The organism is Paeniglutamicibacter sp. ZC-3 (assembly GCF_025847175.2).
GTDB lineage: Bacteria > Actinomycetota > Actinomycetes > Actinomycetales > Micrococcaceae > Paeniglutamicibacter > Paeniglutamicibacter sulfureus.
The window spans coordinates 77,983-88,696 of sequence record NZ_JAOYTG010000020.1; the positions used below are offsets into that span (position 1 = coordinate 77,983).

Sequence of the window (10,714 nt, forward strand, 5' to 3'; positions counted from 1 at the left end):
TAGACAATGTCTCTTGAGATGTACCGCAATGGTTCCATCTATTCCCCGGCCGATCCCTTTGCCACGGCGATGCTGGTCGAGGATGGAACGGTGGCGTGGATCGGCACCGAGGCAGCGGCAGGCGCCTTGCTAGACGCACGGATGACCGAGATTGATTTGCAGGGGGCCCTCATCACGCCGGCCTTCGTGGACTCGCATGTGCATCTGGCATCGTTGGGTGCCCGCATCAAGGGCCTGGACCTGGGTGCCGCCCGCAGCGCCACCGAGGTGCTCGCAGCCGTGGACGTGGCCGCGGCCAACACCTCAGGGTCCATCCTCGGTGCAGGATGGGACGAGTCGACCTTCGCCTCCGGCACATTGCCCACGTCCGACCAGCTACACCGGGCAGCCCCCGACCGGGAGATCTACCTGGCGAGGGTCGACGTGCACTCCGCACTCATCAGCCCCGCGCTGGCCCATCGCGTCGGCCTCGTGCAAGGTCCCGAGTACGTCGATGGGTTGGTACGCGGGACTGCCCACGAACGTGTCCGGTCGGCAGTATTCGCCTACGACCCCACAGCGAACACCGAAAACCGCAATTTTGCCCTTCAGCACCTGGCTGCCACGGGACATGGGACCGTGGTCGAAATGGCCGCCGAGCACATCTCCGGACGCGCCGACCTCGAGGCGCTGCTGGCCCGCACCGACGCCGAGAAGGCTTCCAGCCCCGAGGTCTACGCATATTGGGGCCAGGCGGTGGGCACCGAGGAGGAAGCCCGCTCTTTGTTGGCATCGTTCAATTCGACCTCCGTGGTGGGATTGGGCGGCGACCTGAACATCGATGGCTCGATCGGTTCCCGTACAGCGTTGCTGCGCGCCGACTACTCCGATGCCGCGGGGGAGAGGGGCACCTCCTACCTGGATGTTGACAGCATCAGCGCCCATGTTGCCGCATGTTCCCTGGCCGGCATCCAAGCCTCCTTCCACGTGATCGGCGACGCCGGCCTGGACCTCGCACTTGAGGGTTTTGGCAGGGCCGCCGAATCCGTGGGCATTGCCAAGGTGCAGGCCGGCAGGCACCGGTTGGAACACGTTGAAATGGCCGACGACGCCGCACGGGCCCAAATGCTTGCCTTCGCCTTGACGGCTTCAATGCAACCGGGCTTCGACGCAGCATGGGGAGGTCCGGGCCGCCTGTACGAGCAGCGGCTCGGCGGTTCCCGCGCCGCGTCCATGAACGGCATGGGACAGTTCCTGGCTGCCGGGGTTCCCGTCGTGGTCGGGTCGGATGCCCCCGTCACCTCGGTCAGCCCGTGGGCCTCCGTCAAGGCCTGCCTCGAACTCAGTGACCCGCAGGCCCGGATCTCGGCAAGGGCCGCGTTCATGGCGCACACCCGTTCCGGATTCCGTGCCCTCGGCACACCTAACCCCTTCGCCGGCCAACTGGTCAACGGTGCCGACGCCACCTTCGCCATCTGGGATGCCGCAGAGTTGTCGGTGCAGACCCCGGATCTCCGTGTTTCCTCTTGGAGCACCGATGCCCGGGCCGGTACCCCCATGCTGCCGGTGTTGGAAGACGAGTTGCCCAATTGCCTTCGAACAGTCCGGGCAGGCCACGTGCTCTTCGATGCCCTCGGCGTGTCCTAGAATCATCTTCTCCAGTGAGACGGAATTCAGATATTCCGCCTCGTGGTAGGCCCTGAAATGAAGTAACGCGATTTGAAAGTTTTATTTCCCGGCAAAACGCATGAACCCGCGATTTATAGGTTGACTTGAGCGGATTCATGAATCCGGTGGTCCGGAAACGGTTGACAGTTAAAAACTGGACGGTAGGCTGGAACCAATGTCTGATCCTTCGATCCGGCTTACCGGCATTCCGGTGTGCAAGAACAAATCGACCCCGTAGGCACTAGATAACACCTGCCCCGCCCCTTGTTGGCGGGAATGGACGGACCGAAGCCCGCGGGGTCGATTTGTGTCCGGCGCCATTACCGAGGCGTCTTGCGCATCACACGGCGAGGGTCCGGGATTCGCTGGGGCGGTTGCGTATAATTGAGCACTGACCCCCACCTGATCCCCGAAGCCAACCGCCGCGGGTTCCCGAATTGCGGCACGTTGGCGCTCGGCCCAATGCGGCTCTCTTCCGCGGATCATTCCATCAGCAGAAAGGGACTGCCGCGTGCGCGTAGTCACGATCATTCCGACTTACAACGAGCTTGAATCGCTCCCCATCACCGTGGGCCGCTTGCGTGCCGCAGTGCCCGATTCGGACGTGCTGATCGTTGACGACAATTCTCCCGACGGCACCGGCGACCTCGCCGAGAAGATGGCCGCCGAGGACAAGGCAATCCACGTCATGCACCGCACGGGCAAGGCCGGCCTTGGCGCAGCCTACCTGGCAGGTTTTCGCTGGGCCCTGGACGCCGGCTACGACGTGCTCGTGGAAATGGATGCCGACGGCTCCCACAAGCCCGAACAGCTTCCGCTGCTTTTGGCCGAAATCCCCAAGGGCGCGGACCTGGTCATCGGTTCCCGCTGGGTCAAGGGCGGCTCGGTCGTGAACTGGCCGCTGCACCGCAAGTTGATTTCACGCGTGGGCAGCTTCTACTCGAGGACCATGCTCGGGGTGAACCTGCGAGACATCACCGCCGGCTACCGCGCCTTCCGCCGAGAGACCCTCGAGGCCCTCGATTTCAACGCCATCGATTCCGTCGGCTACGGCTTCCAGGTTGATATGACCTTCCGGGTTGCGCAACTGGGCAAGAACATCGTCGAGGTTCCTATCACTTTCGTCGAACGTGAACTGGGCGTCTCAAAGATGAGCGGCAACATCGTCATTGAAGCCATGCTGAACGTGACCAAGTGGGGACTGAGCGCCCGCTGGAAGAAACTCACCAGCCGCAAGTAGTCGCCGGGATGCCGTGAGGGCAACCAGAAATGGCGAGGGCCCGAATGGATGTTCCATTCGGGCCCTCGCCATTTGTATTGCCGGGGTCGTTATCCCTTGAGCGCTGCCTGGGCTGCACCGCGTGTTGCGCGCAACTTGTCCAGGCGATCCTTCAGGATTGTTTCCAGCTCATCAACGGAGCGGCGCTCGAGAAGCATGTCCCAGTGGGTACGCACCGGCTTCTCGTTGGATTCCTCCGGCTCCGCTTCGCCATTGACCAGCTTTGCAAGCTTTCCGGTCTTGGAGGTCCAGGTTGCCGGGATGTCTGCCTCGGCGGCAAAAATCACGAACACCTGCTCGCCGTCTTCGCAACGGTATTCAACGCGCTGGCGCGCTGCTGGCTCGACGCCAGCCTCAGTTTCCATGCTCTGTGCGCCAAGGCGCATTCCTCGCAGGCTGCGATCGCTCATATTGTCTCCCTACTGCGATTACATACGGGTTCGGCTACCGATTTAAACGTCCCGGTCCAGCTCAAAATTCCCGCGGGGCGCAAGTCTCGAAGTTTCCATTATACGGCCACGACGCGGCTTCGGGCGGGCGACCTTGGTTGTGAGGTCGCCCGCCCGATCAATTCCGGCCCGGAAGGGTCGTTACATCAGGGTACTGCTGGGGCTTTCGGGCTTGTTCTCGCCGTCGCCTTCGGTGAAGTTGCCCAGGGCTCCGCCGATTCCCTTGAGCGCCTCGCCAACCTCGCTGGGGATGATCCACAGCTTGTTGGAGGAGCCTTCAGCAATCTTCGGCAAGGTCTGCAGGTACTGGTAGGCCAGCAGCTTCTGGTCCGGCTTGCCTGCGTGGATTGCATCGAAGACCTTCTGGATGGCCTGTGCCTCGCCATCCGCACGAAGGATCGATGCCTTGGCATCACCCTCGGCCTTGAGAATGGATGCCTGGCGCTGGCCTTCGGCTGTCAGGATGGCCGACTGCTTGGTGCCTTCAGCCGTGAGGATCGCGGCGCGGCGGTCACGTTCTGCACGCATCTGCTTCTCCATGGAATCCTGGATCGACAGGGGTGGATCGATGGCCTTGAGCTCGACGCGCGAGACACGGATACCCCACTTGCCGGTGGCCTCGTCCAGGACCCCACGCAGCTGGCCATTGATCTGGTCGCGGCTTGTGAGCGCTTCTTCGAGGTTCAGCCCGCCGACCACGTTACGAAGCGTGGTGGTGGTCAGCTGCTCGACGGCTTGGATGTAGTTGGCGATTTCGTAGGTGGCCGCACGCGGCTCGGTGATCTGGAAGTACACCACGGTGTCAATCGAGACCACCAGGTTGTCTTCGGTGATCACGGGCTGCGGCGGGAAGCTCACGACCTGTTCGCGAAGATCAAGCATGGGAAGCAACCGATCGACAAACGGAATCAAGATCGTCAGCCCGGGAAGTAGCGTGCGGTGGTATTTGCCCAGTCGCTCCACGATCCCGGCTCGCGCCTGCGGCACAATACGCACTGAGCGCAGGAGCACAATGATCACGAAGATTGCCAGTACTACCAGGACGACCGTTAGGCCTAGACCCGATGTTTGCATCTCTTCTCTCTTTCGTAGGGGCGCCATGTTCCGGACGCCGAAAAACTTTTTTGAGTCCTTAGTCCAGACCCGGCAGCTGCTTCCGAAGCGTGATGTAGGCCGTTGCCCCATCGATGCGGACCACCGAACCGTAGGTACCGGGCTGCAGGGCAACCTCGTCCTCGGTGCGGGCCGACCAGGTTTCCCCACCGATCTTGGCCCGCCCGTTCATCCTGGAAGTGGGCTCCAGGACCAGGGCATCTTCGCCAATCAGTCGATCCACATTGGTTCGCAGGGCTTCGGGATCCTTACGCAGATGTCGCAGCGCGATGGGGCGGACCAGCATGATCATGAGCAGGGAAAGGACGGAGAAGACCACGACCTGCAACCAGAATTCGCCACCCGCCAAGGCGACTCCCACACCACCAAGCGCTCCAACGCCCAACATGATGAAATACAAGTCAAGGGAAATCATTTCGATGATGGCCAGCAAGAGGAAGAGCGCGAGCCAGACCACCCAAGCGTTGTCTATAAGCCACACATACATATTTACCCCTCAAGTCCGGATGCGTTGGATACACACCAACCTCGTACACCATCTTGCCCGATCGGCATGCCAAATCGAATCAGCACAAGGGAGGATGTTCAACCTACGCAACCTCATCATTGCGATGATCGGCGGCACCTCCGCTGAGGTCGCCGGGCTATTGGTTCTTGCGGAATTCCTGGATGCGGAATGCCGCGGTGATGAGCATGGCGTTTCCTGCATCAGCCAACCGGCCACGCAGTTCCTCGGGGTCCAGATGATGACCGGCCGGTCCCATCATGGCCAGCTCGAAAGCTGCGGCCGAATCCAGCACCAACGGTATCCGGACCTCCTCGGTTGCATTGAGCGTGAAGCCGTCGCCCATGGAAGCCACGACTCCGGCAGCCTTGTCCGGGGCGATTGCAAGCAGCCCGAGAAGTTCCGCACCCTCCGCAAGGTGTCCGGGGAGCGGGGTTACGACCAGGGCCGTTCCACCCGGGCGCAATACCCGGGCAAATTCTTTGCCGTTGTGTGGGGAGAAGATGTTCAGCAGCACGTCGAACGACTCGTCCTCCAAGGGAAGTTCGCGCCACAGGTCCCACACGAGCGCCAGGGTGTTGGGCACCTTCGCTGCCCGCCGCATTGCATAGCGGGAAATATCCAACGCAACAGCGCTGGCGGAGGAGAACCCGGGAAGCGCTTGAAGCACCTGCCTCAGGTAGTATCCGGTCCCTGCGCCCGCGTCCAGGATCCGCGGTTCCTCGTATCCGCGCAGGGCCTTGCGGGCTCGGAGCCCCAGGGCTTCGGCCAGCGACTCGTAGTGCCCGGCATCAAGGAAGGAAGCCCGGGCAGCAACCATCTGCGCCCCGTCTTCCTTGAAGTTCGTTCCCTTGCCGGCCAGCAAGTTGAAATAGCCTTGCTTCGCGGCGTCAAATGCGTGTCCGGCATCGCAGCCGAGCCGGTCGGGCCTCCCGGGTTGCTGCTGCAGACGCAACCCCTCTCGGCAAACGGGACAGCGAAGACCCTCGTCCGGATTCATGAGCTGCTCCAATGGTGTCAATTCTGGGGGTGGTGATTAGCTGCAACCGGCTCGTTGACCGGTCTTGCGGCGTGGCCTTCTGACCACTGTAGTAGGCGCGGGCGCGCCGCCCGGTCTTCATGGCCGGGCAAGGAGCCGGGGTAGTGCCCAGTGTCGGGGGAGTGACGGCGTTGGGCCGTCCCTAGAATCCGAGCCCGCTCCTGGCCTCGGCAATACCCGGGGTGGCCCAGCGTGGATATTCGTGGTTGGCGCACAACGACCGGGTCACGGCTTTGTCGATGTACACGGTGCCATCGAGGTGGTCGGTCTCATGCTGGAATATTCTCGCCTGCCACCCGGAGAATTTCCGTTCATGGGTGGTGCCTTCGGCGTCCTGGTACGTGGTGTCGATGTCGGCAGGCCGTTCCACAACTCCCTGGTATCCGTTGAATGACAGGCAACCCTCGTAGAAGGCGACCGTGCGGTCACCGACGGGCCAATAACGGGGGTTGACCGTTTCAAGATACTCCAGCGGCTCACGTTCCCGCGCGAGGGCGACCTCCGGAACGGATTCGTAAAGGTCTTGCAGAACGGCGATGCGCAGGGGGATGCCCAGCTGCGGGGCTGCGAGTCCGACCCCCGGGGCATCCAGCATGACCGCGCGCATGGTGTCAAGGAAGGCTCGCAACAGACCGGGTTCCAGCTGGCCGGTGAAGTCCACCGCGGCCATCCGCAGCACCGGATGCCCCAACTGCACGATGGGCGGAAGAACACCCGCCTCGTGAAGTCGGACCAGTTCCTCGACCCCGGCCCGGATGGCTTCGGTGGACCAGGGGGCGGGTGTTGTCGATTCGCCGTTTGGATTCATGAGTGGACGCCTTCCAGCGAAGTGGTAGTTCCCGATATCTGCTCGTTGCCCGTGTCCAGTGCATTGATGCGGCTGCGTAGTCGGGCCGCCTCGAGTTCGGGCAGGTGGTTGAAGGAGTCAGTGAAGCCATCTTCCACGAACATGTCCAGGCGGACTTGGTGGTCGTAGAGGACGTCAATGACGTTGGCCAGCCGGCGCAGCCCATAGGGCGTCATTCGTTCGGTGCCGGGCACGCCGGAAATGATCCAGTGATCGTGGTCGCGTACCAGCTTCAGGTAGTCCACGGTGGAGGTCAGGGCTTCACAGAGATCTGGGAAGCCAAACCATATCTGCCGCCCGTCAATGCGCAACGCACGGATTTCATGGCTTGTCGGCGTAAGCCGCACCGTGTCGACGGCGCCGGGTTCGGTCAACCCCAGTCGCTCGAGGTCACCTGAGTCGGGAGAGCGCAGCAGTGTTCCCATGCTGAATCCGGATCGCTGTGCCGCCTGGCGCTCGATCGCCCTGTAGTCGCGTTGCGCATCGAGTTCGTGCACCGTCATGTTCTCGCGGATGGTCGTTATCGTCGGCAGAACCAGGTGGTGGTAGTACTCGTCCGAGAGGAGTTCCTCCGGCGGGTAGTTCGACGTGGTGATCAACAGGATGCCCCGGTCAATAATGTATTTGACGGTGCGTGCCAGCAACATGGCATCGCCGGGATCGTTGCAGTGGAATTCATCGAAGCACAGGACCTCCACACCGCCGAGCATGGTCTCGATGGACCGTTCAATGGCGCTGGTGCGTGCCGCCACGCGGTCGGCGCGTCCGCGCGTTTCCCCGAGTGAGTCGGGTTCGTCGATCTGCTCAAGGGCAACCGTGGTGGCTTTGTGGGCTGTTGCATGGAGATCACGGAAGAAGTCGTGGAAATGCACACGCAGTTTGCGCTCGGTCGGCAGGGCGTCGAAGACCGCTCCCAGCAACCAGGTCTTGCCGCGCCCCGGAGGTCCCCAGAGATAGACATGGTTTTTCCCGGGGGAGCGGCCCAGGGGAGACAGATGAGCTGCGGCATTGCCGGACAGCAGGTCGATGGTTTCATACTGCCTGGCATCGAGTTGCAGGTGTTCGGAAGTCGCACGGATTTCGACGGATTGCTTTATGGCGTGCCGGACGTGCCGGGATGCGCCGCGCAGGATGGAACCCTGAACGGGCGACGTTGGGTGTGGCATACCATCGAGTTTCCCTGAATAACTATGCAAGTACCAAAACACGGCACCAGGTAGTTATGTCAAGTGTTTATTATTTGGCCAGGACGCTGGCGGGTGAATGGCCGATTGGGATAAACCCACGCATATCCCAACGGTACTCGGGACGTTTTCACCAACCCCGGACGCCATCGGTCCGGCGCGCCCGGTCCCGAGGCTCGGGCTCTGGTCGGGCGCCCGGTCACCGGGCGGCACCGCGCGCCAAGCCGACACATGGAGACGCGCTAAACAGTCACTGGAAGATGTGAGCGAAATGTTGGATTTCACCACTTCCCCAGGCGTTTCCAGTTCGCCGATAATCTACATTATGTCAACTTAGGTTTCGGGAGCCCCTCTCGTGTTAGTGCAACTCAAAGCAGTCGTTGTCCTGTCTCATTACAGGTGATCTCACTACACCCGAAGCATTCGGGTGTTCTCGGCTAACACTGGGTGCGATGGGACGCGCGCGCTGTTGGCGTCCGACGTTGCGGCCGGGTCCAAGGATCCTGCCGGCCTCCTGGTCTTCAGGGAGCAATTTTCCTCCGTCACAATCAGCGACCTTCTGGCGCGTTGCTGGGCGACCGACTTCGAGAATTCGCCACCGGTCCGCCGCGTTGCCGCCTACAAGGGACAACGACATTTCTCCGGCCTCTGGTGGTGCGCCTCCATCAACCGGCATGTCGGTTTCGAGTCCTGGCTGGAACGCGACCATCTGATTCGCCTGGATTTTGATGCCACCGTCAAGGGCATTGCCTCCCAGCCCTTAAGGATCACGTTTCCGGAGCCACTCCCCCAAACTTGGCATGTTCCCGACTACTTTGTTCGCCGAGCCGACGGCATCGGCGTCGTTGTCGATGTCCGACCCGATGCCAAGGTCAAGGCCGAGGACCAGAAAGTTTTTTGATGCCTCCGCAAACCTCCGCGCCACGGTGGGATGGGATTACCGCCGCTTGGGAGACCTGCCCGGGGTGGGGCGCGCCAACCGCTACTGGATCGCCGGCTATCGGCGTATTTGAACCTCAAACCAGCCAATCGTCGTCTTGAAATCGTCAACCTGGATCGGATCGAAAGCAATGGGTATGGGCATCGAGGCCGCATCCAAGATGCACTTGCTCCAGTGATCGTGCGAGGAACTCGGGTGCATTGAAGTGGAGTTCCGGGCGCATTGGCATAATCACCAATCCCGGCGCGCAATCGAACGACTCGGTGCCAAACAAGACGGCATTCTTCGCAATCACACGATCTTCGAGAACGGCACCGTCCCTGACACCGTGGTTTTCTCCATCATCGAAGCCGCATGGCCAGCCGTGAAATTCGGGCTTGCCGAAGGGCTTAGCGACTACCAAAGTTGGTCGCCCTCAGCGCCAGGTTGGCAATGAAGAGTGTCTCGCAGAGGGTCCCCCTGCGGGCGCCTTGAAATATTTTCCATCAGCAAGCTTTACCCGTACTTGGTACGCGCCTTAAGGATGCCTTAGGGCACGATTCTTGCCGTTCTCTGCGGCGGCCCCAACGACCGACGCTTAGGTCTGGGTTAAGATCCTGCGGACTGCTTATTTCTCTTATTGAGGATGGACAGCACGCCTCTTAAAGTCGCCCAGGCTAAACAGGAGCAGACCAAGATGAAGATCGGTGCGATGATCGGAACGTTCAACGGTCCTTCAACTTCAATTGCGGTTCGTTCGAAGAGGAACAGGTAAGCCAGAATCGGGACCATCGCTCCTGCCGCGGCACCCAGGGCAGCGACGAGCGCTTGACGGTTTCCAGAGGTCGGAAAGTGCTTCTTTCCCTGGATGGCCACGGCCACCGCCGCGCCGATTGCGGGAGGAATCGAAATGACGGCGCCACAAACCGCAGCCCAAAAAAGCATCAGTGGGACGTTGGTCCAGTGCCAGTCTTGCCTCTCCATCAATTCGCCGGAAGGCAGCAAAGGCAATAAGGCGAGCGACCCCAATACAGCTCCTGACAGCACGGCTAGGCCGAGTAGGGGGAAGATTAGCGTGCCGATTTTTTGTGCGGGAAGAGTAGCCATGGGTACAGCTTATGGCGCATCTAAAAAGCACCTCTGACATGTATGTGTCACGCGCGCGGAAGCACACTGGAACTAGGCACGCCCTGAAATCTCTAAATCGTATAGATACGCCGGGTCCATGGATTCGGCCAATGGTTGCGTGAATCATTGGCGTCCACCGGGGTTCTTCCTCGAGGCCCAGGAGCCCCCAGCACAGAGTCGGTGCTTTTCGGGCGCGCTTTCGAACTTTCAGGTCGAGAGGTTTTTCAGGCCGCAGCGATCCCGCAACGCCGCCCACGACTTCTGGCATGGTTCCGCGGTAAAGGCAGGGCTACCTAAGTCGGCCATCTCGATAGTGACCGAACCATAGAGCGTTCCTTGGTGGAGACAGAAATCGGGGATGAACGATTGTGCTGTTCCAGGTGCTGCTAACGACATCCTCGGCATTGGAAGTTTGATCCATTGACGACCTACGTGCGGTCCAATGCCCCGCTGGTATTTCTCTCTGGCCGGCGTTTGGACAGCTTAGCCTTGATCCACCGATGAGATTTGGGACCTGCCCGGCGTTTTAACCACGAAATGCCCGTCATATCAGGGAAAATTGAACTTGCGACAGTAACAACATTCCTGAAATGAAGGGCATCTC

10 protein-coding genes are annotated in these 10,714 nt (G+C 61.0%); 3 read left to right on the top strand and 7 right to left on the bottom strand.

Annotation, left to right across the window (positions count from 1 at the left end; all coding sequences use genetic code 11):
* The first annotated feature begins 6 nt into the window (after window positions 1–6).
* Together OIU93_RS17230 and OIU93_RS17235 are read left to right on the top strand one after the other, a co-directional pair.
* On the top strand, window positions 7–1,626 hold the full coding sequence (locus OIU93_RS17230; protein WP_264271284.1) for an amidohydrolase: 1,620 nt from the start codon (window positions 7–9) through the stop codon (window positions 1,624–1,626).
* 532 nt (window positions 1,627–2,158) lie between these two features.
* Window positions 2,159–2,887 carry a polyprenol monophosphomannose synthase gene (locus OIU93_RS17235; RefSeq protein WP_264271285.1) on the top strand — a complete coding sequence of 243 codons (729 nt, stop codon included), beginning with the start codon at window positions 2,159–2,161 and terminating at the stop codon, window positions 2,885–2,887.
* Between the two features lie 89 nt (window positions 2,888–2,976).
* Here the strand turns inward: OIU93_RS17235 and OIU93_RS17240 are convergent, their stop codons facing one another.
* From OIU93_RS17240 to zapE, 6 genes are all read right to left on the bottom strand, one after another.
* Window positions 2,977–3,336 (bottom strand): RNA polymerase-binding protein RbpA, encoded by a 360-nt coding sequence (locus OIU93_RS17240; RefSeq protein ID WP_264271286.1) that lies wholly within the window; start codon window positions 3,334–3,336, stop codon window positions 2,977–2,979.
* 180 nt (window positions 3,337–3,516) lie between these two features.
* A complete protein-coding gene (locus OIU93_RS17245) occupies window positions 3,517–4,449 on the bottom strand; it encodes an SPFH domain-containing protein (protein WP_264271287.1) in 933 nt (310 codons plus the stop codon).
* A gap of 58 nt (window positions 4,450–4,507) precedes the next feature.
* On the bottom strand, window positions 4,508–4,975 hold the full coding sequence (locus OIU93_RS17250; RefSeq protein ID WP_264271288.1) for an NfeD family protein: 468 nt from the start codon (window positions 4,973–4,975) through the stop codon (window positions 4,508–4,510).
* A 157-nt stretch (window positions 4,976–5,132) separates the two neighbouring features.
* The gene (locus OIU93_RS17255; protein WP_264271289.1) at window positions 5,133–5,993 is read right to left on the bottom strand and encodes a methyltransferase domain-containing protein; all 861 of its coding nucleotides are present in this window, start codon (window positions 5,991–5,993) and stop codon (window positions 5,133–5,135) included.
* A gap of 181 nt (window positions 5,994–6,174) precedes the next feature.
* Window positions 6,175–6,840: a peptide deformylase gene (locus tag OIU93_RS17260; protein WP_264271290.1), complete on the bottom strand. Its 666-nt coding sequence runs from the start codon at window positions 6,838–6,840 to the stop codon at window positions 6,175–6,177.
* Window positions 6,837–8,045, bottom strand: a complete 1,209-nt coding sequence (gene zapE / locus OIU93_RS17265) for a cell division protein ZapE (protein WP_264271291.1) — start codon at window positions 8,043–8,045, stop codon at window positions 6,837–6,839. Before zapE ends, OIU93_RS17260 begins: the two co-directional genes overlap by 4 nt.
* A gap of 487 nt (window positions 8,046–8,532) precedes the next feature.
* On the opposite strand from zapE, the gene OIU93_RS17270 reads away from it, so the two are divergent.
* Window positions 8,533–8,964 carry a TnsA-like heteromeric transposase endonuclease subunit gene (locus tag OIU93_RS17270; RefSeq protein WP_264271292.1) on the top strand — a complete coding sequence of 144 codons (432 nt, stop codon included), beginning with the start codon at window positions 8,533–8,535 and terminating at the stop codon, window positions 8,962–8,964.
* Window positions 8,965–9,591: 627 nt separating this feature from the next.
* Here OIU93_RS17270 and OIU93_RS17275 read toward each other — a convergent pair.
* Complete coding sequence (locus OIU93_RS17275; RefSeq protein WP_264271293.1) at window positions 9,592–10,089, bottom strand: hypothetical protein; 498 nt, start codon at window positions 10,087–10,089, stop codon at window positions 9,592–9,594.
* Window positions 10,090–10,714 lie beyond the last annotated feature (625 nt).